At 68.0% G+C, this 25,490-nt stretch carries 21 protein-coding genes; 10 read left to right on the top strand and 11 right to left on the bottom strand.

The features are described from left to right. The first annotated feature begins 49 nt into the window (after window positions 1-49). Complete coding sequence (acnA, locus tag ACFVJ5_RS01810) at window positions 50-2,863, top strand: aconitate hydratase AcnA (RefSeq protein ID WP_379218028.1); 2,814 nt, start codon at window positions 50-52, stop codon at window positions 2,861-2,863. Between the two features lie 132 nt (window positions 2,864-2,995). Beyond that, entirely contained in the window at window positions 2,996-3,565 is a 570-nt protein-coding gene (locus tag ACFVJ5_RS01805) for a helix-turn-helix domain-containing protein (RefSeq protein WP_358072240.1), read from the top strand. A gap of 82 nt (window positions 3,566-3,647) precedes the next feature. On the opposite strand, the gene ACFVJ5_RS01800 is transcribed toward ACFVJ5_RS01805, so the two are convergent. Continuing rightward, entirely contained in the window at window positions 3,648-4,148 is a 501-nt protein-coding gene (locus tag ACFVJ5_RS01800) for a MarR family winged helix-turn-helix transcriptional regulator (protein WP_379218027.1), read from the bottom strand. A 65-nt stretch (window positions 4,149-4,213) separates the two neighbouring features. On the opposite strand from ACFVJ5_RS01800, the gene ACFVJ5_RS01795 reads away from it, so the two are divergent. Beyond that, complete coding sequence (locus ACFVJ5_RS01795; RefSeq protein WP_379218026.1) at window positions 4,214-4,708, top strand: cupin domain-containing protein; 495 nt, start codon at window positions 4,214-4,216, stop codon at window positions 4,706-4,708. A 74-nt stretch (window positions 4,709-4,782) separates the two neighbouring features. Here the strand turns inward: ACFVJ5_RS01795 and ACFVJ5_RS01790 are convergent, their stop codons facing one another. Genes ACFVJ5_RS01790 through dpgA form a run of 6 tightly spaced genes read right to left on the bottom strand, consistent with a single transcriptional unit; the run spans window position 4,783 to window position 13,733 of the window. Then, window positions 4,783-8,619, bottom strand: a complete 3,837-nt coding sequence (locus ACFVJ5_RS01790; RefSeq protein WP_379218025.1) for a type I polyketide synthase — start codon at window positions 8,617-8,619, stop codon at window positions 4,783-4,785. A gap of 47 nt (window positions 8,620-8,666) precedes the next feature. Then, complete coding sequence (locus ACFVJ5_RS01785) at window positions 8,667-9,713, bottom strand: ketoacyl-ACP synthase III family protein (RefSeq protein WP_379218024.1); 1,047 nt, start codon at window positions 9,711-9,713, stop codon at window positions 8,667-8,669. A gap of 32 nt (window positions 9,714-9,745) precedes the next feature. After that, entirely contained in the window at window positions 9,746-10,558 is an 813-nt protein-coding gene (gene dpgD / locus ACFVJ5_RS01780; RefSeq protein WP_379218023.1) for an enoyl-CoA-hydratase DpgD, read from the bottom strand. After that, window positions 10,555-11,871 (bottom strand): (3,5-dihydroxyphenyl)acetyl-CoA 1,2-dioxygenase DpgC, encoded by a 1,317-nt coding sequence (dpgC, locus tag ACFVJ5_RS01775; RefSeq protein ID WP_379218022.1) that lies wholly within the window; start codon window positions 11,869-11,871, stop codon window positions 10,555-10,557. Before dpgC ends, dpgD begins: the two co-directional genes overlap by 4 nt. Continuing rightward, the gene (dpgB, locus tag ACFVJ5_RS01770) at window positions 11,868-12,539 is read right to left on the bottom strand and encodes an enoyl-CoA-hydratase DpgB (RefSeq protein ID WP_379219745.1); all 672 of its coding nucleotides are present in this window, start codon (window positions 12,537-12,539) and stop codon (window positions 11,868-11,870) included. Before dpgB ends, dpgC begins: the two co-directional genes overlap by 4 nt. A 48-nt stretch (window positions 12,540-12,587) precedes the next feature. Further along, window positions 12,588-13,733 carry a 3,5-dihydroxyphenylacetyl-CoA synthase DpgA gene (dpgA, locus tag ACFVJ5_RS01765; RefSeq protein WP_379218021.1) on the bottom strand — a complete coding sequence of 382 codons (1,146 nt, stop codon included), beginning with the start codon at window positions 13,731-13,733 and terminating at the stop codon, window positions 12,588-12,590. A gap of 420 nt (window positions 13,734-14,153) precedes the next feature. On the opposite strand from dpgA, the gene ACFVJ5_RS01760 reads away from it, so the two are divergent. From ACFVJ5_RS01760 to ACFVJ5_RS01750, 3 genes are read left to right on the top strand one after another with little or no spacing between them, the layout of a single operon-like run. Then, window positions 14,154-15,245: a hypothetical protein gene (locus ACFVJ5_RS01760; RefSeq protein ID WP_379218020.1), complete on the top strand. Its 1,092-nt coding sequence runs from the start codon at window positions 14,154-14,156 to the stop codon at window positions 15,243-15,245. Further along, on the top strand, window positions 15,242-16,414 hold the full coding sequence (locus tag ACFVJ5_RS01755; RefSeq protein WP_379218019.1) for a sensor histidine kinase: 1,173 nt from the start codon (window positions 15,242-15,244) through the stop codon (window positions 16,412-16,414). Before ACFVJ5_RS01760 ends, ACFVJ5_RS01755 begins: the two co-directional genes overlap by 4 nt. Beyond that, window positions 16,411-17,016, top strand: a complete 606-nt coding sequence (locus ACFVJ5_RS01750) for a response regulator (RefSeq protein WP_378656392.1) — start codon at window positions 16,411-16,413, stop codon at window positions 17,014-17,016. The genes ACFVJ5_RS01755 and ACFVJ5_RS01750 overlap by 4 nt, the downstream gene beginning before the upstream one ends. A gap of 81 nt (window positions 17,017-17,097) precedes the next feature. On the opposite strand, the gene ACFVJ5_RS01745 is transcribed toward ACFVJ5_RS01750, so the two are convergent. Both ACFVJ5_RS01745 and ACFVJ5_RS01740 read right to left on the bottom strand, forming a co-directional pair. Beyond that, the gene (locus tag ACFVJ5_RS01745; protein ID WP_378656098.1) at window positions 17,098-17,916 is read right to left on the bottom strand and encodes an alpha/beta hydrolase; all 819 of its coding nucleotides are present in this window, start codon (window positions 17,914-17,916) and stop codon (window positions 17,098-17,100) included. A gap of 145 nt (window positions 17,917-18,061) precedes the next feature. Next, window positions 18,062-19,948: a thiamine pyrophosphate-binding protein gene (locus tag ACFVJ5_RS01740; protein ID WP_379218018.1), complete on the bottom strand. Its 1,887-nt coding sequence runs from the start codon at window positions 19,946-19,948 to the stop codon at window positions 18,062-18,064. A gap of 465 nt (window positions 19,949-20,413) precedes the next feature. On the opposite strand from ACFVJ5_RS01740, the gene ACFVJ5_RS01735 reads away from it, so the two are divergent. From ACFVJ5_RS01735 to ACFVJ5_RS01725, 3 genes are all read left to right on the top strand, one after another. Beyond that, window positions 20,414-20,833: an acyl-CoA thioesterase gene (locus ACFVJ5_RS01735; protein ID WP_379218017.1), complete on the top strand. Its 420-nt coding sequence runs from the start codon at window positions 20,414-20,416 to the stop codon at window positions 20,831-20,833. A 289-nt stretch (window positions 20,834-21,122) separates the two neighbouring features. Further along, on the top strand, window positions 21,123-21,542 hold the full coding sequence (locus ACFVJ5_RS01730; RefSeq protein ID WP_378995314.1) for a hypothetical protein: 420 nt from the start codon (window positions 21,123-21,125) through the stop codon (window positions 21,540-21,542). 14 nt (window positions 21,543-21,556) lie between these two features. Continuing rightward, window positions 21,557-22,516 carry an MvdC/MvdD family ATP grasp protein gene (locus tag ACFVJ5_RS01725; RefSeq protein WP_379218016.1) on the top strand — a complete coding sequence of 320 codons (960 nt, stop codon included), beginning with the start codon at window positions 21,557-21,559 and terminating at the stop codon, window positions 22,514-22,516. A 23-nt stretch (window positions 22,517-22,539) separates the two neighbouring features. Here ACFVJ5_RS01725 and ACFVJ5_RS01720 read toward each other — a convergent pair whose 3' ends face one another. Further along, the gene (locus ACFVJ5_RS01720; protein ID WP_266290315.1) at window positions 22,540-22,812 is read right to left on the bottom strand and encodes a helix-turn-helix domain-containing protein; all 273 of its coding nucleotides are present in this window, start codon (window positions 22,810-22,812) and stop codon (window positions 22,540-22,542) included. Window positions 22,813-22,938: 126 nt separating this feature from the next. After that, on the bottom strand, window positions 22,939-24,570 hold the full coding sequence (locus ACFVJ5_RS01715) for an ABC-F family ATP-binding cassette domain-containing protein (protein ID WP_266290317.1): 1,632 nt from the start codon (window positions 24,568-24,570) through the stop codon (window positions 22,939-22,941). Window positions 24,571-24,693: 123 nt separating this feature from the next. Here ACFVJ5_RS01715 and ACFVJ5_RS01710 point away from each other — a divergent pair, with 123 nt between their 5' ends. Further along, entirely contained in the window at window positions 24,694-25,458 is a 765-nt protein-coding gene (locus tag ACFVJ5_RS01710; RefSeq protein WP_379218015.1) for an SDR family oxidoreductase, read from the top strand. Window positions 25,459-25,490 lie beyond the last annotated feature (32 nt).

The raw sequence follows: 25,490 nt of genomic DNA, 5'->3' as shown, positions 1-25,490 counted from the left end.
CGAAGACGCGAGTCGCCGGCACAGCCCCGCCGGCGGCACACCCTCACACATGAGTGGAGCTGACGTGACGAAGATTGATACCTTCGGCGCCAAGGGCACGCTCGAGGTCGGAAGCAACTCCTACGAGATCTTCCGTCTCTCGGCTGTTCCCGGCACCGAGAAGCTGCCCTACGCCCTGAAGGTGCTGGCAGAAAACCTGCTGCGCACCGAGGACGGCGCGAACATCACCGCCGATCACATCCGCGAGATCGCGAACTGGGACCCCTCGGCACAGCCGAGCGTCGAGATCCAGTTCACCCCCGCGCGCGTGATCATGCAGGACTTCACCGGCGTGCCCTGCATCGTCGACCTGGCCACCATGCGTGAGGCCGTCACCGTCCTCGGTGGCGATCCGAGCAAGGTCAACCCGCTCTCGCCCGCCGACATGGTCATCGACCACTCGGTGATCCTGGACGTCTTCGGCCGCGCCGACGCGCTGGAGCGCAACGTCGACCTCGAATACGAGCGCAACGGCGAGCGTTACCAGTTCCTGCGCTGGGGCCAGGGCGCCTTCGACGACTTCAAGGTCGTCCCCCCGGGCATGGGCATCGTCCACCAGGTCAACATCGAGTACCTGGCCCCCACGGTCATGGTCCGCAACGGCCAGGCCTACCCCGACACCTGTGTCGGCACCGACTCGCACACCACCATGGTCAACGGCCTCGGCGTGCTGGGCTGGGGCGTCGGCGGCATCGAGGCCGAGGCCGCGATGCTCGGCCAGCCCGTCTCCATGCTGATCCCGCGCGTGGTCGGCTTCAAGCTGACCGGTGAGATCAAGCCGGGCGTCACCGCCACCGACGTGGTGCTCACCGTCACCGAGCAGCTGCGTAAGCACGGCGTCGTCGGCAAGTTCGTCGAGTTCTACGGCAAGGGCGTCTCCGAAGTCCCCCTCGCGAACCGCGCCACCCTGGGCAACATGAGCCCCGAGTTCGGTTCCACCGCCGCGATCTTCCCGATCGACGAAGAGACCATCAACTACCTGCGCCTGACCGGCCGCAGCGACGAGCAGCTCGCGCTCGTCGAGGCGTACGCCAAGGAACAGGGCATGTGGCACGACGCCGACCGCGAGCCGGTGTACTCGGAGTACCTCGAGCTCGATCTGGGCAGCGTCGTGCCCTCGATCGCGGGCCCGAAGCGTCCCCAGGACCGCATCCTGCTCAGCGACTCCAAGAACGCGTTCCGCTCCGACATCGTCAACTACGTCGGCGAAGGTGAGCTCACCGCGCTGGACGAGGGCGTCGACGAGTCGTTCCCGGCCTCGGACTCGACCGCGGTGTCCGCTGCCGCCGCCGACGACACCTACACCCCCGCGCACTCCGCGGCCAACGGTGCCAAGGGCCGTCCGTCCAAGCCGATCGAGGTCGTCGGCGAGGACGGCAACAAGTTCGTCCTCGATCACGGCGCGGTTGTCGTCGCGGGTATCACCTCCTGCACCAACACCTCCAACCCGTCGGTCATGCTGGGCGCCGCCCTGCTCGCCCGCAACGCGGTGGAAAAGGGTCTCGCGACCAAGCCGTGGGTGAAGACCAACATGGCGCCGGGCTCGCAGGTCGTCACCGACTACTACGAGAAGGCCGGTCTGTGGCCCTACCTGGAGAAGCTCGGCTTCTTCGTCGGTGGCTACGGCTGCACCACCTGCATCGGTAACACCGGTCCGCTGCCCGAGGCGATCTCGGCCGCGATCAACGACAACGACCTCTCGGTCACCGCGGTGCTCTCGGGTAACCGCAACTTCGAGGGTCGCATCTCCCCCGACGTGAAGATGAACTACCTGGCCTCCCCGCCGCTGGTCATCGCGTACGCGCTCGCGGGCACGATGGACTTCGACTTCGAGACCGACGCGCTCGGCCAGGACACCGACGGCAACGATGTCTTCCTGAAGGACATCTGGCCCTCGGCCCAGGAGATCGACGACACCATCAAGACGTCGATCAGCCAGGACATGTTCCGCAACTCCTACGCCACCATCTTCGATGGTGACAAGCGTTGGCAGGGTCTGGCGACCCCGGAGGGCGACACCTTCGCGTGGGACGAGAAGTCGACCTACGTGCGCAAGGCGCCGTACTTCGACGGCATGTCGATGGATCCCTCCCCCGTCACCGACATCTCCGGCGCTCGCGTGCTGGCGCTGCTGGGCGACTCGGTCACCACCGACCACATCTCCCCGGCCGGCCCGATCAAGCCCGGCACCCCCGCCGCGCAGTATCTCGACGCCAACGGTGTGGCCCGCAAGGACTACAACTCGCTGGGCTCGCGTCGCGGTAACCACGAGGTCATGATCCGTGGCACCTTCGCCAACATCCGGCTGCGCAACCAGCTGCTCGACGACGTCTCGGGTGGTTACACCCGCGACTTCACCCAGGACGGTGGCCCGCAGGCGTTCATCTACGACGCCTCGCAGAACTACCAGGCCGCGGGTATCCCGCTGGTCGTGCTCGGTGGCAAGGAATACGGTTCGGGCTCCTCGCGTGACTGGGCCGCCAAGGGCACCAGCCTGCTGGGCGTGAAGGCCGTCATCACCGAGTCGTTCGAGCGCATCCACCGCTCCAACCTGATCGGCATGGGCGTTGTGCCGCTGCAGTTCCCGGCCGGGCAGTCCGCTGCCTCGCTGGGCCTGACCGGCACCGAGACCTTCGACATCGCGGGGATCACCGCCCTCAACGAGGGTGTCACCCCCAAGACCGTGAAGGTCACCGCCACCGCGGAAGACGGCAAGGTCACCGAGTTCGACGCGGTCGTCCGCATCGACACCCCCGGTGAGGCCGACTACTACCGCAACGGCGGCATCCTGCAGTACGTGCTGCGCAACATGATCCGCGGCTGATTGTTCGACCCGGTGGCGCGACACCGTAAGGTGTTGCGCCACAAGGGCATTCGCTTGCCCCCTGAATAATGCGACAGCCCCCGTCTCGGTTCGCCGGGGCGGGGGTCCGTGTATCCGCTAGCTGGAGGAATCATGCCCAAGGTCAGCGACGACCACCTCGCCGCCCGCCGCAGCCAGATCCTCGACGGTGCACGACGCTGCTTCGCCGAATACGGCTATGACGGCGCCACCGTGCGCCGCCTGGAAGAGGCCATCGGCCTGTCCCGCGGCGCGATCTTCCACCATTTCCGTGACAAGGACGCTCTCTTCTTCGCCCTGGCCAAGGACGACGCCGAACGCATGGCCGAAGTCGCCGCCAACCAGGGCATCGTCCAGGTGATGCGCGATATGCTCGCCCGCCCGGAGGAATTCAACTGGCTGGGCACCCGCCTCGAGATCGCGCGCCGAGTCCGCACCGACCCCGAGTTCCGCGCGGGCTGGACCCAGCGCTCGGCCGAACTGACCGCCGCGACACTCGCCCGCCTGGAGCGTCGCAAGGCCGCGGGCGCCCTGCGCGACGACGTCCCCACCGACGTCCTGCTCGGCTATCTCGACCTGGTTCTCGATGGTCTCATCGCCCGCATCGCCTCGGGCCACACCAACGAAAACCTTTCCGCCGTACTGGATCTCGTCGAAGCCTCGGTGCGGCGCAAGGAATCCTGAGTCAGGCCGGCCACCGAACCTTCGCCGATTGCGCGCGGCGGGATCATCACGGGGCGCCCTTTCCCCGGCTGGGATCGGCAGGTCAGGTCGCCCAGCCATCGAGCAAGGTTCGCGAGATCCGGTCCAGGGCGGCCCGATCCGCGGGCGTCAACACCGACAGCATCGCCGTCTCGTTCTCGGTGTGTGCCACGACCACCGTGTCGACCAGTGCCCGTCCCTCCTCGGTGAGCGCCACCCGCACGGCGCGACGATCCTCGCGGTCGGCGATGCGGCGGACCAGGCCCGCCGCTTCGAGCCGGTCGATGCGGCCGGTCATCCCCGCGCGCGACAGCATCAGGGTGTCGGCGAGCACCGACGGGTTGAGTTCGAAGGGTGAACCCGAACGGCGTAGTGCGGCAAGCACATCGAACTCGCCGCGCTGCAAACCGTGTGCGGTGAACACGCTTTCGATCCGTGCCGTGGCGATGTTCATCAGCCTGCCGAGCCTGCCGAAGACCGCCATCGCCTCGAGTTCCAGATCGGGTCGCTCCCGCTGCCACTGCGCCGTGATCGCATCGACCACATCCGGTTCGCGTTCATCCATGGACATGATTCTATTCGCTGCGATATAGTTCGGCAACGAATTATCAACCGACGAACGGAATGGTCATGACGAACACCCGCGACATCGCCCTCTGCCTGCCCGAGGATGCCGAGACCCTGGGCACCGAGAACGTGCGGATGCGCCTGCTCACCGACGCGAACGCCAGCGACGGCGCGGTGAGCACCCTCGAGGTCACCATGGCGCAGGGCGCCGACGGCGCCGCACCGCACTTCCACACCCGCTCCGACGAGCTGTTCTACGTCGCCGACGGCGAGCTCCAGGTCATGGCGGGCGATCGCATCCTCACCGTCGGCGCGGGCGGCTCGCTGGTCGTCCCGCGGCAGATGCCGCACGCCTTCGGCGCCACCCCGGACAGCGGCGCGCGCATCCTCATCGCCCTGATGCCCGGCGTCCAGCGCTTCGAGTACTTCCGTCTGCTCGATCGGCTCATCCACGGCGACGCCACCCATGCGGAATTCGTCGCCGCCCAGGAGGAATTCGACAACCACTTCGTCGACGCGCCCGCGTGGTGGGACGAGCGCAACGCCCACCGGGCCTGAGGCGTGGTGCCGACGAGCCCCTTGCCGCCGTACCGGACCTGATCGAGGCCTCGGTACGACGGCAGGACGCTGTTCTACGCCGTCAGCATCTCCGTCAGATGATCGGCGATCGCGACAACGGTCGGCTGCTGCCAGAACACCGTGGCCTGCAGCTTGTGGCCGAACCGCTTCTCGAGCTTCTTGCGAATGGTCACCGTCATCACCGAATCGAGTCCCTGTTCCAGCAGCGGACGCCGCGGATTCAGGTCCGCCGGATCGGGCAAGCGCATCTCGGCGGCGATCGTGCCCGACACCTCCGCCGCGATCAGCTCCCGCACCTGGTCGACGGTCAGGTTCTCCAGCGACAGCACCGGACCGGACAGGGCCGAACCGGCCGCTGAATCGTCCTCGGCCGGACGGTCGATGACCGGATACTCCATCCCGGTGACCCGGGCGATCACCGTGCCGTCCGTCGACGCGACCAGCCCGTCCACGACATCGGTGCGCTTCGGATCCAAGGCCACCTCGATGATCACCTCGTCGGCCGGCTCACCGGCACAGCGCACGTCATCGATCTGGACCACCATCCGCAGGACCGGTTCGCCGCCGAACGCGGCGGGCGCGATCGACATCACCGCATCGAGTACCGGCGCCCAGGTGGCGCTGCCGCCTGCCGCGACGCGCACTCGCGCGCGCACCACGTCGGCGCCGAAGAGCAATTCCTCGACACGCCAATCGAACCCGGTTTCGGGCACCCCGACCGCGGCAAGGCGCTGGTGGACCACACCCGGTTCGACCGGGAACATCCGGCGCGCCGCCGGGTTGTCCAGGGCCGTGGGCAGCGGCACCCCGGCTTCGACCGGCACCGACGATGCCTCGGCGTGGATCAGCCAGGCGGCTTCCCGCTCGGGGTCCTCGCCCGGTGTCCGCGACGCGATCCGCAGCAGCCCACGATCCGGATCGTGCACGACCTGCACCTCACGCTCACCGTCGGTCAGCAGGGGATGCCGCATCGCCACCCCGGCGAGCTCGATCGCGGCGTCACCGAGCGCACCGGCCTGCCGGAAGGTCTCGACCAGCACGGCGGCGGGCACGATCTCGGCGCCGTTGAGCGCATGGCTGCCCGGATAGGGGCGGTTCTCGTCCACCAGCACCGTGTTCCAGATCCGCAGATCGCTGCCCGCGACGGTGCTCGAGGTGCCGAGCAGCGTGTGCGAGGCCGCGGCGTGCCCCTGGCCGGGTACTCGACCCGCCACCGAGGGCGCGTGCCACAGCTGACGTCCCTGCCACGCGTATCCGGGCAGATCCGCCTGCGCCGCGGGCGGCTGCAAACGGTCCAGGTCGACGAGCAGTCCCCGGCAGTGCACGGTGCCGAGGGCGGCCAGGAAGGCCTGCTGCTCGGGCACGTCGCGACGCAAGGTCGTGCCGACGAACGCGTCGTCGATTCCGCTCTCGCCGAGCGTTTCCCGAATCGAGTGGGCGACGACCGGGTGCGGCGAGATCTCGAGGAAGTCGCGGAATCCGTCGGCCAGCGCGGCCTCGATCGCGCCCGCCAATCGCACGGGGTTACGCAGGTTCGCCACCCAGTACTCGGCGTCGGTCGCCGGTTCGGAACGAGCGTCGAGTAGCGCGGTCGAATACATCCGCACCGAATGCGGGCGATAATCCAGGTCGGCGCCCGCCGCCGCGAGCTCGGCGAGCAGCGGGTCCATGTGCGGACTGTGGAACGCCACATCGGAGGCGACGCGGCGCACCCCGATCCCGTCGTCGGGCCACTGTGCCAGCACCTCCTCGATCGCGCTCGGGTCACCGGACAGCACACTCGACACTGTCGATGACGCGATCGCGGCGACCAGATCTGTTCTGCCGCCGAGCTTTTCGTCGGCATCCTGGAGCGGCATCGTCACCATCGCCATCGCTCCGTTGCCCGCGACCCGGCGCAGCAGGATCGAGCGCCGGCAGATCAGCCGGGCGCCGTCGGCGAGCGGCAGCGCCCCGCTGGCTACGGCGGCGGCGATCTCACCGACGGAGTGGCCGATGATGGCGTCCGGGGTCACCCCGTAGGCCCGCCACATCGCGGCCAGACCCGTCTGCATCACGAAGATCATGGTCTGGATCCGGTCGACGCCGTCGATCTCGTCATCGATCAGTACCTGTCGCGGCGAGAAGCCGATCTCGGCCAGGAAGATCGGCTCCACCTCGTCGACCACGGCCGCGAACTCGGGCACGGCGAGCAGCTCGCGTCCCATTCCGCGCCACTGTGAACCGTGTCCGGAGAAGACCCACACCAGGCCCTTACCGAATTCGGCGGCCACGGTTCCCGTCACGACGCCGGGGTCAGGGCGTGCGGCGGCCAGTTCCCGCAGTCGTGCGATCAACTCGTGCTCGTCGCGGGCCACCACGGCCGCGTTGTGGTTCAGTCGCGACCGGTGATGGGACAGGGTGCGGCCGACCGCGTCGAGCGACACCGCGCCCGCCCGGTCGGTGACCCACTCCGCGAGCCGATCCGCGTACGCGCGCAGGGCGGTATCGGAGGCCGCCGAGAGCGGAAACAGCCGGAGCCCGTCGAGCTCGGTCCGCGCCGGCGCGACCGGTGGCACGGGCACGGCGGGCGCTTCCTCCAGCACCAGGTGCGCGACGGTGCCGCCGTAGCCGAAGCCCGACACGCCCGCTCGCCGCGGACTGCTGCCCTCGGACCACGCGGTGTGCTCGGTGGCGAGCCGAATCCCCGAAGTTTCCCACGGGATCTCCGGATTGAGCTCGGTCGACAGCGGCGTGCGCGGGATCTCGGCGTGCCGCAACGCCAGCACCGTCTTGATCACACTGGCCACGCCCGCGGCCCCCTCGAGGTGGCCGATGTTCGATTTCACCGACCCGATCAGGCAGGGGTCGCCGACCGGACGCACCGATCCGTAGACCGAGGCGAGCGCCTCGGCCTCCATCGGGTCGCCCAATCTGGTGCCGGTGCCGTGCGCCTCGACGAAATCGACAGTGGCCGGGTCGATTCCGGCGTGCCGGCAGGCCCGCGCCATGACGTGGGCCTGCGCTTCACCCGACGGCGCCATGATCCCGTTGGTCCGGCCGTCCTGATTCACCGAACTGCCGCGGATGAGGGCGAGCACCTCCTCGCCCGCGCGCTGCGCCGTGTCCAAGCGGCGCAGCACCACGACGCCGCAGCCCTCGCCACGGCCGTAGCCGTCGGCCGAGGCGTCGAAGGCCTTGCTGCGGCCGTCGGGGGCGAGCGCGCCCGCCGCGTCGAGGGTGATCGTCTGGCCGGGGGTGACGATCAGGTTCACCCCGCCCACGATCGCCAGGTCGCACTCACCGTTGCGCAGGCTCTGGGAGGCCAGGTGCAGCGCCACCAGCGAGGCCGAGCACGCTGTGTCCACCGCGATGCTCGGTCCACGCAGATCGAACGAGTGCGACAACCGGTTGGCGACCGCACAGGTCGCCGCGCCGATGCCGGTCCACGCCTCGATGCTGGCCAGGTCCTCCAGCATCAGCGCGCCGTAGTCGCCCGTGCAGACGCCGACGAACACACCGGTCTCGCTGCCCGCGAGTTCTCGTGGCGCGATCCCGGCCTGCTCCAGCGCATCCCAGGTGACCTCGAGCAGCAACCGCTGCTGCGGGTCCATCAGCGAGGCCTCGCGCGGGGAGATGCCGAAGAATTCCGCGTCGAAGCGCTCGATCTCGTCGAGGAAGCTGCCCCGGGTCACGGTGTTCTCGATGGCGGTCGCGAATTGTGGTGTGCGGTGCCGATATCGGGACCAGCGCTGCGGCGGTATCTCGCCGTAGGTGTCGCGCCCGGCGGAGAGCAGTTGCCAGAAGTCGGCGGGTGAACCGACGCCGCCGGGGAAGCGACAGCCGATGCCGATCACCGCCACCGGATCGACCGGGGTGTGGGAGGCGTTGTCGGAGACAGGGTGGGACATAGCGTTCTCGTTCCTGGATGCGACGGACGTGAGATCGGGATGGACGCTCACGCGGTCCACCCCGGATCACGCAGAACCTTGATGACCGCGGCCGACAGCAGCACGCCGGGCGCCGAGCCGAACAGCAGCATGTATTGACCGGGCCCGAGTTGACCCGTGGTGATCAGATGCTCGAACGACAGGATCTGATCGCTGGCCGAGCAGTGGCCGATATCGCGCCCGAATTCCCAGGTCGACATCTCCATGGGCAAGCCGAGCGGCACCATGCACCGCTGCTCGGTGGCCTCGCGCGAACAGTTCAGGAAGGCGACGCGGGCGATGTCGCCGAGCTCGATGCCCGCGTCGGCGAGCGCCTGGCCGACCACTACCGGGATCTGCTCACGCACCCGCGCCAGTGCCGCGCCCAACGGCGAGTCGGGGGCAGCGGCCACCTTGGCGGTGATCTCCTGCAGCCGGGCGAAGAAGTCGGGCGACTTGCCGAGCGAGACACCGGGCGGGAACATCGGTTCACTGGCCCGGTGGATCTCCTCGGCTTCGGGAATCGAGGTGTGGCACACCGACATCAGCTGGGCGAAGCCGTCGGTCTTGCTGAGCACCACCGCGGACGCGGCGTCACCGGCGACGAACAGCGCCGACATCTGCCACCGGTCCATCAGCGGGGTACCGAAATTGTCGGCCGCGACCAACAGCGCGGTGCGCCGGTCGGGATCGGCACGCAGGTATTCGAATGCCATCGACAGGCCGGAGAACATGCCGTTGCAGCCCTGCCGGATCTCCAATGCCGGGATCGGCCCGACGAGATGACGTTGCAGGTAGGGGTGCGGCAGCCAGCCCTCCGGGCCTTGCAGCCAGGTGCTGGCGTACAGCAGGAGATCGAATTCGTCGGCGGCCAGACCGGACCGTTTCACCGCGACTTCCGCGGCGCGCAACGCCATCTCCGGGGCGGGGATCGGACCGGCCACCGCCGCGCCGCCGAGCTCGTGGATCTCCGCGGTCTCGGCGGAGTACAAGCCCTGTGCGACAGCCTGTTCGGTGGTGACGGTCGAGGGGAGGAACGAGCCGAGTGCGGCTATGTAGGTATCGGGTGTTCGCATGAAGATCCTCAAACAATCGAGTCGGTCTGGTCCTACCGTCCGGTCCAGTGCGGTAGACGTTTCTCGGCGAAGGCCAGTGGGCCCTCGGTAGCGTCGGCCGAGTCGGCGCGGACGCGCTCCCACGGGTAGTCGGCCTCGAAGGCGGCGGGCAGCGGCAGGTTCGCCGAGAGCGCGGCGGATTCCTTGATCGCACGAATCGACAGGGGAGCGCAGGCGAGCACGTCGGCGGCCCAGCGGTCGACGCAGGTGTCCAGTTCCGACTCGTCGACCACCTCGTTGACCACGCCGAGCTCGTAGGCCCGGGTGGCCGACATGGGGCGGCCGGTCAGCAGATGTCCCATCGCGATGCGGTAGGGCACCTGCCGGGGCAGCCGGAAGACCCCGCCCGCGCCCGGGATCAAGCCGAGTTTCGCCTCGGGGAGCCCGAATCGGGCGTCGGTCGACGCGATCACGATGTCGCAGGCGAGCGCGAGCTCGAAGCCACCGCCGAGCGCGTACCCGGACACCTTCGCGATGATCGGTTTCGCGAAGGAGAACCGTTCGGTCAGCCGCGGATACCCCGGCTTTCCCGCGCTGCCGAACGACGATCGGGTGCAGGCGCCGTCGCCGATCCGCTCGGCCAGTTCCGTCAGGTCCTGCCCGACCGAGAAGGCCCGCCGCCCCGCCCCGCTCAGCACGACGGCCCAGATGTCGTCGTCGGCTTCGATGTCGTCCCAGATCTCGGCGAGCTCGGCGTGCATGGCGCGATTCATCGCGTTGAGCACCCGCGGCCGGTTCAGTTCCACGGTCGCGAGATGGCCTTGCTTGCGATACTCGACGGTGCTCGATGTCGCCACGGTGCTCATCGCGGCGCCTTGCGGTCGAACCGCTCGGTCTTGGCCATGACGTCCGGGGAGTACAGGCGCAACGCCTGGTGCAGCGCGAATTCCGCCAGATAGCGGCGGAACACATCCTGTGGTTCCTCGGCGACGACCAGCATGTGCTTGTTGGCGACCACGGCGGGCGAGGCGAGTCTGGCTGCGGCCCTGTCGATTTCGAGGTCCATATCGGCCGGTTCGGCGACGGTGTCGATCAGCGACCGCGCGTCCGGTTCGGTCGCCCAGATCTTGCGGCCCCACAGGATCACCTCACGCGAGAGCCGGAAGTTCGCCGATCGTCCCAGGCGCAGATTCGCGACGCCGGGAATGATGCCCTCCTGCGCGGCGGGCAGGCTGACGTAGCTGTCGGTCGCCGCGATGACCCGATCGAAGACCATGAGCAGCTGCGCCCCGCCCCCGATCGCGAACGAATCGACGGCCGCGACCCAGGGTTTGGTGACCGGGACGGCGGGCCAGCTCGCCGCGTCCTCGGTGTGTCCGCGCAGGATCTTCGCGATGTAGCCGGTCTCGCGGCCGAGCAGGAAGTCGAGGAAGGAGATCTTGCCCTGGTGCAGGTGGGCGAGATTGATGCCCGCGCTGAAGACTCGGCGGCCGCGATAGCGCGGATGGTCCATGACACCGCCGCGGACCACGCCCACCCGCGTCTCGGGATCGAGCAGTACCAGGTCGACCGCGGTTTCCATGTCGGCGACATGCTGGTTGTCCTCGGCGTTGAGGCAGTCGGTGTTGGTGATCGTGATCGTGGAGGTGCTGCCGCTGCGCTCGAGGCGCGCAGCGGACAGTGTGATCGCGCCGGTGGCGCGGAAGTCGGCGAGCAGATCGAGGGCGGTATCGGTGGGCGCGCGCATCGCGTCGAGAAGGTGATTGCCGAGGACCGGGTCCGCGAACACGGCCTGGAAGAAGATGCCCTGATCGATCTCCCAGCCCTCTTTCGCCGGCTGCGCCACCGCGGCATCGGCGTGCACCTGCTCGGTGGTCGGGAGCAGGCCGGGATACAGCACCGTCACGGCCGCGGCGAGCGCGCTCAGCCGAAGACTTCGCCGCAGGTCATCGGTGGCCGTCCCGTAGACCACCGCGAGGTGACGGCGCAGGAACTGCCGACGCAGGCGGCGCAGCATGTGGTGCGCGGCGACAGCCGCGGCGACCGCGGTCTCGTCCCGGTCGGGCACAGGGCCGAGCGACTCCAGCAGCGCAGCGTGTTCGTCGGCGGCAGAACGTAGTTCGGCCATGTCGTAGTCGAGCTGACCCACGATCGTGCGCGGGGTGATGACGATGGTCACGATGCCGTCCGTTCACGTCGCAACGCGCGGTCCGATGCGGCCAGATGCGCGCCGAGCGCGTCTTCGAACCGGGTGCTCGGCGCGTCGAGCAGCAACCTGCGCCGGATCGCGATCTCGATTCCCGAGACCGCGCCGAAGAGCGCGGCGCCCGCGGCGATCGAGTCTGCTTCGGCGCCGGGTTCGATCACGGCGTCCACCAGGCCGCAGTCTCTGGTCCGCTCGGCCGACAGCGCCGTGCCGAGGACCGCCAATTCCCTGGCCCGACCACCACCGGCCTGACCGGCCAGGCGGTAGACCGCCATCGCGGGCCACACCCCGCCGTCGCTCGCCGCGAGCTCGAAGACCGTGCCCGCCGCCATGATCCGATAGTCGGCGACGAGCAGGAGCTCCGCGGCGGGGCCGTACGCGTCGCCGTCCACGAGGGCGATGACCGGCGCGGGGACCTGCTCGAGGCGGCGCAGCGCGCCCTCCCATTTGTTCACGTCCCCGACGCTGACCGGGCCGGGCCAGGCGAATCGCGAACCCGGTGCCGCACCGCCGATACGCAGTACCACCGCGCACTCTCCCCCGGCCGCCGACGTGTCCTCGGCCCGCACCGCTGCCGCGAGCACACTCGCGGTCAGTTCCGGTGCGAGCGCACCATCGGCCGCCACTTCGGTGGTGATCATCTCAGTCACGAATTGCCTTTCCACAGAATGGTTTTCGGCCTTGGCCGCTCAAAACCGCACCAGCGCGGTCTCGATCTGCGATCCCGGACCCATCGTCATCAGGACGCAGTAGTCGCCGCGCGCCACGCGGCCCTCGGCCAGCAGCCGCTCGTAGGAGAACAGAAACGATCCGCTGGACAGATTCCCGAAATCGCGCATGACGCTCACGGTGTGGCGCAGGTCGTGTGTGGTCAGACCCAGGTTGATCTTCACCGCGTCGATCACCTTCTTGCCGCCGGAGTGCACGATCCACTGGGCGATGTCCTTGCGCCGGAGCCCGGCGTCGCCGAGTAGTTCGTCGACGACCCGCTCGACGTGGGCGCCGACCTCGTAGGGAACCTCTTTGTCGAGGTAGAAGCTGAACTTGCCGGCATCGTCGTCCCAGTCGTAGCGCATCGCGTCCACCGCCCGCGTGATCATGTAGCTGGCGCGCCCGATCAGTTGTGGTGCGAAGGATTCCGTGTCCGTGTCGGTGCCGTCGTGCGCTTCGCCGGTGCTGATCGCGAGGGCGGCGGCGCCGTCGCCGAACAGGCTGTTGACCACGGCGGTTCGCATCGTTCCGTCGAAAACGTAAGCCGCCGAACACGCTTCGGAACAGGCGAGGACCGCCAGCCTGCCCGGGTTGGCGGCCGACCAGGAGGCCACCGCGGTCAGTCCGTTGAGCCCTGCGTTGCACCCCATCCCGACGACGTCGAGGCGCCCGGTGCTCGGCGCGAGACCGAGCTCGTTGAGCAGCAGGGCGCTGAAACCCGGCGTGAGAAACCCGGTTGTCGTCACCGCTACCAGGTAATCCACGTCCTGTGGTTGTCTGCCGATCTCGGCCAGGCACCGCCGGATCGCCGCCGCGCCGGTTTCCACGCCGTACCGACGATGCTTGCGCAGCAGATCGCCTTGCGACTCGGACCGGAACTGTCCGGCGTCGTCGACCGGCGGCAGGGTGAGATAGCGGTGCTCGATCCCGCCGTTGAGGAAGACACCGCGGATCTTCGGGTCATCGATGTCCAGCAGATCGACCAGCTCGTGCTGGCTGTACCGCGTGGGGGGATTCGCCGACGCCACCCCGAGCAGGCGCGGTTTCGTCGATGTCGTGGCGGATTCGGTGTCGCGATCGGCGCCGTGCACGCGTCGCGCGAACAGATGCTCGATGGTTGTCATGATCGAGGTCCAATCTTGTGCGATAGACACCGCAAAGCCGCGAATGACGGCCTACCGCAGTTGCAGTCGAGCGAGAAGAACAGTGCTTGAAGCACGCATCGACAGTGATGTGCGCGTGGTGTGGCGGCGATCGCCCGAACCTGCCCCCGCAAGGTTCCAGTCGGGGCATCCATGCCCCCACGACCCGATGTATATCCCAAACCTACTGTCGCCCAACGGATTTCACCATGACCCAATTTCTTGGGGGATGAACTCGTTATCAGGTGACCGCCGCCCCGATGCATGGCCGATTCCCACCATCCCGCACGGTCTCGAACCGCGGCTAGAGATAGATGTGGACATTCGTCGATGACGAATGTCATCGGTGAACGTCTACATTGGGTTCTGGCGGGCGGTCCCGGCTCGCGGAACAGTCATGGGGTGGTAGCGGTCATACTGGAACGTGCGCCCTCGTCGAACGCGACCCGGCCCGATCGGACCGGTGCCGCCCTCGGCGTGCTGCGTGGTCTGTCGGCGCGGATTCCCCGCGACGCCGTGGACATCGCCGCGGCGGGCACCGTCGTGGCCGCGCTCGCGCTCGGCACCCTGACGCTGATCGCGACCGTCACCACGGGCGCCGAGCATCGACCCCACCTCGCCGTGACCGCCGCACTGCTCGCCGTGTGCCTGTCGGTCTATATCCGCCACATCGCCTTCGCTATCCGCGACGCCGTCCCGCCGGCAGCGCACATCACGTCGGCGCTACTGGCCGCCCTGGTGGTCGGGGCGGCGCCGATCCTCGGTGTCGCGTGGCTGAACACCGTGCACATCGTCGCGGTGGTCGTCGTGCTCACGCTGCGACCCGCGCTCGCCCTGCCGATCGCCGCAGTGCTGATCGCCGCCGTCGCGCCGTCGGCGGCACTGCTCGGCGCGACCGAGCAGGAGGCGATCTGGTTGTTGGTCACGACCGCGATGCGGGTGGTCGCGGTCTACACGCTGGTCTGGATGGTCGTCGCGCTGCGTCGATTACGCAGTGCCGGTACGGCGCTCGCCGAACAGGCCGTCGCCCGCGAACGATTGCGGATCGACCGCACGGTCACCCGAACCGTCCATACCGCACTGGTGGCGATCACCGAGTCCGCCGATCGCGCGGAGAATTTCGCCGCGCGGAGCGACCCGGTGTCGGCACGCGTCGAACTCGGCGAGCTCGTCGCCACCTCGCGCAGCGGCCTCGCCCAGGCCCGGCAACTGATCCGCAGTTTCCAGCAGACGGACTTTCGCCGTGAGATCGCCTCCACTACCACGCTTCTCGCCGCAGCGGGCGTCGTCGCCCGCATCGACCTGCCCGCCGAAGGACCACCGGCACAGGCCGAGGAACCACTGCGCGCCGACCTGCGCCACCTCCTGGCGCGGCTCCTGCGCGACGGACCGACCGAACCGGTGCGGATCACTGTCCGTCAGGTGAGGGGTCGCTGGCAGCTCGAGTGCGCCGTCGAGGCGCGAACCGCCACCACGGCAGGGGAACTCGGATGAGCGCGGTGTCGCGCCCGCTCCTCGGACCCTGGCTGGCGACCGCGCAGACCGCGCGATACCTCCTCGTCGGCACCACCTGCGCCACCGCGGCACTGGCACCCTCGCGGGCGACCTTCGCCGGAACCGAGCAGGCAGGCCCCGCCTCGCTGTGGTGGATTCTGGCGGCCGCCGTGGTCGTCGTCCACCTGTACCACGCCTTCGGCACGGTCGGCGCGTACCGCGAGCCCGGTAGCGTCGGCGCCCCTCGCCCGCGGGGCTGGCCCGTGACCTTCGCGCTGCTGAGTGGACTCGTGTACCTACCGATGATCTGGTCACCGGCGGCGTGGGGCATCAGCCAGGTGTTCTTCGTCGCCTCGGCCGCACTGCTCTTCCGCGGCCTGCTGCGCGTACTGCTCTGCGCGGCCCCGATCGCCGTCACCGCGGTCGGCACGCTGTTCGCCGCCGCCGGCATCGCGTCGCGACATCCGGTGGCGGATGCCATCGAAGTGGTGGTCGTGTTCACCGCCATCGCCGGGTGCCTCGTCGGCGTGGCCCTGCTGGTCCGCGCCGTGGCCCAGCTCGAACGCACCCGCACCGATCTCGCCGAGCAGGCGGCAGGTCGAGAACGCCTTCGGGTCTCGCGCGACCTGCACGACCTCCTCGGGCAGAGCCTGTCGGCCGTCTCACTCAAAGGCGATCTGGCCGCGGCGTTGCTGCCCAGCGACCCGAGCGCGGCCCGATCGGAAATCCATGGCATCGCCGCACTCGCCCGCGAGACGTTGCAGGCGATGCGCCGGGTCACCCTCGGCGAGCACACCATCTCCCTGCGCGCGGAAGCCGCCGGAGCCACCGCCCTGCTGTCGGCCGCCGGGATCGACACCCACCACCACATCGACCTTCCGGCCTTGGCGCCCGAGGTCGACGACGCGTTCGCATGGGCCACCCGCGAAGGCATCACCAACGTGCTGCGCCACAGCGCCGCCCGCACGTGCTGGATCGAAGCCGGTCGGCGGGACGGCACACTGTTCTTGGAGATCGTCAACGACGGGGCGCACCGCAAGCCGGGCTCCGGGAACGGCCTGTCCGGACTGGCGGAGCGGACGGCGGCGTTGTCGGGTACCGTGTCGGCGCGGCACAGCAAGGACGGACTGTTTCACTTGCGCGTCGAAATCCCAGGGGGGACACTATGATTCGCGTGCTCGTCGCCGAGGACATGCACATGATCCGGGGCGCGCTGGTGGCACTGCTCTCCCGCGAGGAAGACATGGACGTGGTGTCCGAACTGGACCGCGGCGACCACGTCATCGACGAGATCCTGCGCACGCGCCCGGATGTCGCGTTGCTCGACATCGACATGCCGGGCCTGGACGGACTCAGCGCCGCCAAACTCATTCACGAACAGGTGCCCGAAACCCAGGTGCTGATCCTGACCGGACTGAGTCAGCCGGGCTACCTGCTGCGCGCCCTGCACGCGCAGGTGCGCGGTTTCGTCGTCAAGGACGCACCGGCGCAGACGCTGGCCGACAGTATCCGCAAGGTCGTCGCCGGTGAGCGGGTGATCGACACCGACCTGGTCGCCGCGGCCCTCGAGACCGGTACCAGTCCACTCACCACCCGTGAAGCCGATGTGATCCGGGCGGCCGAGACCGGGATCAGCACCGACGAGATCGCCACAACGCTGTTCCTGTCACCCGCGACGGTGCGCAACTACTTGTCCAACGCGATCACCAAGATCGGTGGGCGCAACCGCATCGACGCGATCCGCATCGCCCGCAACGCCGGCTGGCTGTGAGCTCGACCGGTCGCGACACACCTGGCCGGGACGCCGGAAACCCGACGGCACAGTGCCGTCGGGTTTCGGCGATTCGATGGTTCAGCGCGCGGCCGCGGTGATGGTCGCGACCACTTCGTCGGGGTGTGACACCGGCGACGCGTGCGACGACTTCACTTCACTGACCTGAGCTTTCGCGCGATCGGCCTGGAATCGCTGCGCCGCGGGCGGCAGGATCTGATCCTCGGTCGAGATCAGGTACCAGGACGGCGTCGACGCCCAGGACGGATCCCCGCTCGGCTCGGCCTGCGCGGCCGCGGAGGTAGGCCGCTGACGCGCGGCGAGCTGCGCCGCGACATCGGCGCTGACGTCCTGAGCGAAGACCTCACCGAACTGTTCGGGTTTCAGCGTGACCTCGGCCCCGGTATCGGTGGGCTTGATCTGCAACGCCGGACCGATCTTGCTGCCCGGGTACTTCGCGGGATCCGAGAGCGCTTGCACCGGTTCACCTTTCGCCGGAGCGAAACCCGCGATGAACACCGCGGACTTGACGTCCGGACGGTGCATATTGCTGATCACGGCACCGCCGTAGGAATGCCCGACCAGCACGACCGGCCCGGTGACGTTCGCGATCGCCGAAGTCACCGCGGCCGCATCCGAACTCGGTCCACGCAGCGGATTCTCCGGCTGGACCACCTGGTAGCCCTGCGCCCGCAGTTTGCCCGCGACCGTGTCCCAGCTGGAACTGTCCGAGAACGAGCCGTGCACCAGCACGATGGTCGGCTTCGCCACGGCGGCGGCGGTCGTGGTGGGCGCCGGCGCGTCGGCCGATTCGGTATCGCTGCCGCACGCGGCGGTCGCGAACACCGCGGTCGCGGCCAGCACTGTCATGACATTTCGGAGCCGGACAAGCTTGTGCATAGCGTTCCATTCTCGTAGGCGTCGGTCTCTCGACTGAGAATCGCAGCCCGCTCCGAGGGCAGGTAGATACCGATGTGGACGGCGACCGATGGCAAATGTCACGGTCGCCGTCCACCCGGCAGCACGATCAGCTAACCCCGGGGGATCACGGAGGGCCGATGTCGCGCAGCTTCTCTACGTATTCCGCGTCAGCACTCGACCTTTCCGCCAGCAGGACATCCACCGCGGGCGGCAGCGCCGGAGGCAGGGCGGGAGCGGTGCGAATATCGAGGACATAGGGCTTGCCGTCCGCGACCGCCCGGAATCCGCGTTCGATCGCGCGCTGTAGTTTGCGCCCGTCGTCGACCACCTTTCCGTCGATACCGAACGTCTTGGCGATGTCCACGAAATCCTGTTCGGGTTCGCCCAGGCTCAGGTAGGTCGCCGGGTTGGTCGGCCGCCAGCCGTAGACCCGTTCGATCAGCCCGAGCCCGATCACCAGCGACGAATACTGCGCGTCATTGACGACGATATACAGCACCGGCAGATCGAATTTGCTGCTGGTCCACCAGGAATTGGTGTGGAACAGCGCCGAACCGTCACCGATGACATTGACGATGTAGCGCTCCTCCCGCACGGCGAGAGAGAATCCGATCGACGCGGGCAACGAGAATCCCAGCGAACCACCCGAGGTGCAGAAGTAGGCGTCCGGCGAATCGTACTGAACCACCTTCTGCAAGCTGCTGGCGATCGAGAACGCTTCGTTGAGCACGGTGATCGGCCGATCGAGGGTCTTCTGAACTTCCGCCAACGCGAACGCCACCTGCTGACCGGGAATCGGCACGGGAACATCGACGACAACGGCCTCGGATTCTTCCGACACCACCGAATCGACGGTCTCGAGTTCGGCTACCGCCGCCGAATCGAGCAGCTGGAATTGTTCGGCGTCGGCCGAGAACGCGGCGTCGCGTTGCGCACCGAGCCGGAGAATATTCGCATTGCGTGCTTGCGCCGACACGAGGTCGAAGTCCGGGCTCGCGGCGATACCGGAAATGATCGGTGGCAGCGTCTTCTTGATGTCACCGAGGACGCCGACCTCGGTGAAGTAGTTCTTGCCGATCTGCCACGAATCATTGTGCAGCGCCACCTGAACCAGGTCCGCGGGCAGGATCGGGCCCTTGTCCCAACGGAAGATCGAGATCTGGGCGTGCGAGTTCACCCCGATCAGGAAGATGGTGTCGTAGCCACGCAACTGCATGTGGATGCCGTCTTGGATGGGCGCCAGTTCACCCTGCCAGTGCGGCAGGTCGTTCGGATAGTTCATCCGGCTCGCCTGGAACTCCGAGTACACGGCCGCGCCGAGCAGGTTCGCGAGACCTTCGATCTCCGGCCACGCGCCGGCCTCTCCGACGCCGTCACCGACCAGCAGCACCGGGTTGTTCGCGTTGGCGAGGGTCTCGACGGCCGCCGCGATCCCGGCCTCGTCGCCGGTCACCGCGTGCGCGATCCGGGTGGAGCGAGCCGGTTCCTGCAAGGTCGGCTGCTCGATCAGGAAATCCCACGGCACCGAGAGGAACACGGGCCGGAACGGCGGCGTGAACAGTTCTTTGAACGCACGCTGCATGACGAGCGGAATCTCGTCCGCGCTGCGGATCTCGTGCGCCCATTTCGTGTACTGGCCCGCGGTTCGGACCAGATCCGATCCCAGCAGCGGCTCCTGGATCAGCAGATCGCTGTGCTGCTGGCCGCACAGGACGAGTACCGGAATATTCGAGGTGTACGCGTCGAAAAGGTTTCCCACGATATTGGCGGCGCCAGGGGTGATGTGGACCAGTGCGACGCCGGGCCTGCCCGACGCTCGGGCATAACCCATCGCGGCGCCCATCGCGATGTTCTCGTGCAGGGTCGGGATGTACTCGACACCGTTCTCCGGAATGGTGGTGGCGTCGATCAGCGGGATTTCCTGGGTGCCGGGAACACCGAAGATGTACTCGATGCCGGCATCGCGAATGTAGTCGAAGATGACATCGCGCCCTAGTTTGGGTGAACTCATTGCAGTCCTGTCATACGGTCGAGATCGGGAGATGTTTCTCGGCGCCGGTCGTAGCCTGGCGATGCCCACCGCGCCCTGTTCGGGGCAGCAAAAAAGCCCTGACCTGAAGGCCGGGCTGATGGGGGTCATCGAGAGTGCGCTGCGAGGGGGCAGAGAAGCGGGGGTCACCGGCGTAAGCGCCGTAGAAAGCCCAATCTGGCCGGAACTTCGTTGTCTCACAACCATTTTGAGCACGCGAATGCCCGCTGGCTCAATCATGACCCAGCGCGCGGGCGCCGTCAATGGCAAGCGCGAATCCGACCGAACAACCTGGTAGAGCCCGCGCGCGTCGGGAAATTTCCGGCCGGCGCGGCGGCGATCGCGATGGGCGTAAGGCCACGGCAGCCATACCAGACCGCTCGGAATGTGTCCGAGATTGCACGCGCACCGGGAACAGGCACGCGCAAGCGACCGGTTATACGCCGTATGACGTTCTCCGTACCGGTCCTCGTCCGCGGCTACGAGCTCGACACCCAGGGCCATCTCAATCACGCCGTCTATCACCAGTACGGCGAGCACGCTCGATGGGAGCTGCTGCGCGCGGCGGGCATCCCGCAGGACAAGTTCATCGCCAGCGGCGTCGGCGCGGTGGTGCTCGAGTCGACCATCAAGTACAAGCGCGAGCTGCGCGGTGGCGACGAGGTCACCGTGACCTGTGTGTTCGACTGGAAGGAAGGCGAGAAGGTCTTCCGCTTCCACCACCGGATCATCAAGCTCGACGGGACCGTCGCCGCGGAGATCACCGTCGTGGCGGGCGCGATGGATCTGACGGCCCGCCGGCTCGTCGCGAACCCGGCCGAACACTTCCGCGAGCTCGCCGAGAATCCCGAACTGCTCGGCCTCTAGAGACCACACACGGCGCGGCAGGCACCATCGGGCACAGACCCGGGGGACGCCTGCCGCGCCGTTGCCATCTGCGTTTGCTGTCGGATTGCCCGTGAGAACGCAGTTGCAACATCCGAGTTGTCCGAAATTCTTTCCCGACAAGGCGATCACGCGCCGCTCGGCGGTTTGCCCGGCACTCCGCAAATCTCGCGAACCCGCTCGGCGGACCACCTGTTCACGTTATGATCCGAAGCACCTTTTGGGGTTCTGGCAAATCGCGAGCAGACGAGAAAGATCGGAGTGAGTGCCCATGACCGACGCCATCCACCTCCCCGCTACCGCGTCGTCCCGAGATCGGGGACCCGCCTTGCGCGGATTGCTGGTGGCCGAGTCCGAGCGCGACATCTCGGTGCGCGTCGACGGCGGAACCTGGACTTTCGACCGCAACGACGTCGTACGACTCACCGAAGACCGCGTGGGCGCGGGTGAACGTCAGGTACGGGTCGATATCCGTCCCGGCGCCACCGCCGATTTCACCCGACGGATGCGCGTCGATCTGGTCGACCGGCCGATCACCCTCGCACCGGAACCGTCGGAGGCGCTCGGCGACGAGCAGCTGGCCCGCGCCACCCGCAGCTGGGCGACGAAATTGCGCATCGCCGAACGAGGTGGTGTCACCGGGGCGACGTTCACCTTCCGCGACGGCATCAACTGCGACAGCCTCGACTGAACGGCGCGCAAGTCATGGAAGGCGCTACCGACGCCGTGCTCATCGTCTCCGAAACCGACGACCTGCACGCCGATGCGCTGGCGTCGACCCTGCGCGAACATCACGGGCTCGACCCGATCCGGCTCGACTTGCGCGACTTCCCTACGGAGACAGGGAGTTTCCGGCTCGACAAAGCGGGCACCAACCGCGCGATGTCACATATCCACGGTCTCGACGACGTACGCGCGGTGTGGTGGCGCAGGCCGCACCCGTGCCGGGTCCCCACCGGCGTGCGCGCGGCCGACGACGAGTTCCGCCAGGCCGAGTGCGACGGATTCCTGCAGGGCATGCTGTGGTCGATCCCGGCGTACTGGGTCAACGATCCGGCCGCCGAGCGCACCGCGACCCGCAAGATCGTCCAGCTCGAAACCGCGCAGCGGGCGGGATTCACGATCCCGGAAACACTGATCACCAACGACCCGGACGAGGCGCGCAGTTTCGTCGAATCCCGGTGCGGCCCAGTGGTGTACAAACGCACGGGCACGGGCCGCGGCGAGTTCTCCGAGACCAGGATCATCACCAGGCCCGAGCTGAACAGGCTCGAGTCGATCCGCTCGACGCCGACCACGTTCCAGGACTACGTGGAGGCCAGCTGCGATCTGCGGGTCGTCTGGGTCGACGGCGTCGAGTGGAGTGTGCGCATCGACTCCCAGGCGGGGGTCGGACGCATCGACTCCCGGCTCGACACCTCGGTCGGGTTCGCACCGGATCGGCTACCGGCGTCGGTCAGCAAGTCCCTCGCGACCCTGATGGGCGCACTCGGACTCAGCTTCGGCGTGGTCGATCTGCGCCTCGGCCGCGACGGCGAGTACTACTTCCTCGAGGTGAACCCGCAGGGACAGTTCGCGTACCTCGAGATCAAGACCGGGCTGCCACTGTTCGCCAGCCTGGCCAATCTGCTGGTCCGTGGCGACGGAGCCGTCGCAGGCTGGTAGCGGCACCGTCGCGCGGCGCACGGTCAGTCGGCCGGATTCTTGCGCCGATTGGCGCCGCCGCGCCCACGCAGTTCTACATGTGACTCGACCAGCACATTGTGGATGAAGCCGTACGAGCGGCCGGTGGATCTGGCCAGGGTGCGAATGGACGCTCCCGCCTCGTACTGCTTCTTCAGCTGGGACTGCAACCGGTCGCGGGACTTGCCCGTTACCCGGGTGCCCTTACCCAGGGCTGCCTTGCCGATCGTCGATTTACCCTTGGCCGACCTAGCGGCCTGTCTGGCACTGTCGCTCATGGCTTCCTCCGAGTCGCCGAGCACTTCTTCCAGGCTAGACACTCCGCACTCGGTGATCAACGAAAACAGTGATCAAACTCACGCGCACCCGGCGAGTTCCGCCACGACACAGCGTTTCACCACGGCTCAGGCGAGGTCGATCAACTCCGCGTACTCCGCGGACCAGTGGTCCTCGGTGCCGTCGGGCAGCAGAATGACCCGCTCCGGGTTGAGTGCCTCGGCCGCGCCCGGGTCGTGCGTCACCAGCACCACGGCGCCCGCGTAGGTGCGCAGCGCCTCGAGGACCTGCTCGCGCGAGACCGGGTCGAGGTTGTTGGTGGGCTCGTCGAGCAGCAGCACATTCGCCGCCGAGGACACCAGCCCGGCCAGGGCCAGACGCGTCTTCTCACCGCCGGACAGCGTGCCCGCGGGCTGGTCGAGCTGCGGACCGGTGAACATGAACGCACCGAGCAGGCTGCGCAGCTCCTGCTCCCCCGCGTCCGGGGAGGCGTGGCGGATGTTCTCCCACACCGAAGCCTGATCGTCGAGGGTGTCGTGCTCCTGGGCGAAGTAGCCGACCTTGAGCCCACGGCCCTGCTCGACGCCGCCCGCGGTCGGCGTCTCGACGCCGGCGAGCAGTTTCAGCATGGTCGTCTTACCGGCGCCGTTGAGCCCGAGCACCACCACGCGGCTGCCCTTGTCGACGGCGAAGTTCACGCCGGTGAAGATTTCCAGGGAACCGTAGAGCTTGGTCAGGTCCTTCACCATCAGCGGCGTCTTGCTGCACGCCGCGGGCTCGGGGAACCGGATGCGGGCGACCTTGTCGCTCACGCGCACGTCGTCGAGCTCGTTGATCAAACGTTCGGCGCGACGCACCATCTGGTGTGCCGCAGCGGCTTTGGTGGCCTTCGCGCCGAGCTTGGCGGCCTGCTGACGCAGCGCGCCCGCCTTCTTCTCGGCGTTGGCGCGCTCACGGACTCGGCGCTGCTCGTCGGTGGCACGGGCGTCGAGGTACTTCTTCCAGCCCATGTTGTAGACGTCGGGCTCACCGCGCACGGCGTCGAGGAACCACACCTTGTTGACCACATCGCCGAGCAGTTCCACGTCGTGGCTGATCACGATCAGGCCGCCGTCGTGGTTCTGCAGGAACCCGCGCAGCCAGGTGATGGAGTCGGCGTCGAGGTGGTTGGTCGGTTCGTCGAGCAGCAGGATGCGGTCGGAGCGCCCGCCCGAGCCGTCGGAGGCGGAGAACAGGATGCGGGCCAGCTCGATGCGGCGGCGCTGACCACCGGAGAGGGTGCGTAGCTGCTGATCGAGGACGCGGTCGGGCAGGCCGAGGCTGTTGCAGATGCGCGCCGCCTCGCTCTCGGCGACGTAGCCGCCGAGCGAGGAGAACTGGTCCTCGAGGCGCCCGTACCGGCGAATCGCCTTGTCGCGAGCGGCATCGTCGGCCACCTCGGCCATCTCGACCTGGGCCTTCTCCATGTCGCGCAGCAGCACGTCGAGCCCGCGCGCCGAGAGCACCCGGTCTTTGGCGATCACATCGAGATCGCCTTCCTTCGGGTCCTGCGGCAGATAGCCGATGTCGGTGGAGCGCGTGATCTTTCCGGCGTACGGCTCACCTTCGCCCGCGAGGATGCGCAGGGTGGTGGTCTTGCCCGCACCGTTGCGACCGACCAGTCCGATCCGGTCGCCGGACTGCACCCGCAGCGCCGGCCCAGGGGCCGAGAGCAGGGTGCGGACTCCGGCCCGGACCTCCAGGTCGGTCGCCGTGATCACAGAGTTCTCCTCAGAGTAAGACAAACGGGAAAGGCATATCGGCAAGAACCACTTATTTTACCGTCGACGCTTCCGGAAGCCGAACCCGGCGCTGCCCGATGTGAGCGTGGTTACTCTCTTGCCATGACTACCGATCTACTTGGCCGGACCGCTCTCGTCACCGGAGCCAGTCGCGGCATCGGGCTCGCGACCGCGGCCGAACTGATGCGCCGGGGCGCGAACGTGCTGATCACCGCCCGTAAACCCGAACCACTGGAGGCCGCGGCCACCGAGCTGCGCGCGCTGGGCCACAAGGGCCAGGTGAGCTTTGTCGCCGGCAACGCCGGCGATGCCGACGCGCGCGCCGAGGCCGTGGCAAGGGCGGTCACCGAGTACGGCTCGCTCGACATCCTGATCAACAACACCGGCATCAACCCCGTCTACGGTCCGCTGATGGACGCCGATCTGGGTGGCGTCAGCAAGATCTTCGATGTGAACGTGGTGGCGTCGCTGGGCTATGTACAGCAGGCCTACCGCGCGTGGATGGCCGAGCACGGTGGTGCGGTGGTGAACGTGGCCAGCGTCGCGGGCATCCGGTCGTCCGGGGTGATCTCGGCCTACGGCGCGTCGAAGGCGGCGCTGATCCGGCTCACCGAGGAGCTGGCCTGGCAGCTGGGCCCGAAGATCCGCGTCAACGCGGTGGCGCCGGGTGTGGTCAAGACCAAGTTCGCCGATGCGCTGTACTCCGACGACGAGGAGCGCGCCGCGAGCGTGTACCCGATGAAGCGACTCGGCGTGCCCGAGGATGTGGCCCGGCTGATCGCATTCCTGGTGTCCGACGAGGCGGCCTGGATCACCGGCGATTGCGTGCGGGTGGACGGCGGGTTCCTGTCCACCGGCGGCATCTGAAACCCGGCATCTGAAACTCGCAGGGACGGGCA

It is taken from the genome of Nocardia sp. NPDC127606 (genome assembly GCF_042671725.1).
Taxonomy (GTDB): Bacteria; Actinomycetota; Actinomycetes; order Mycobacteriales; family Mycobacteriaceae; genus Nocardia.
This window is presented reverse-complemented; position numbering and strand designations above follow the sequence as displayed.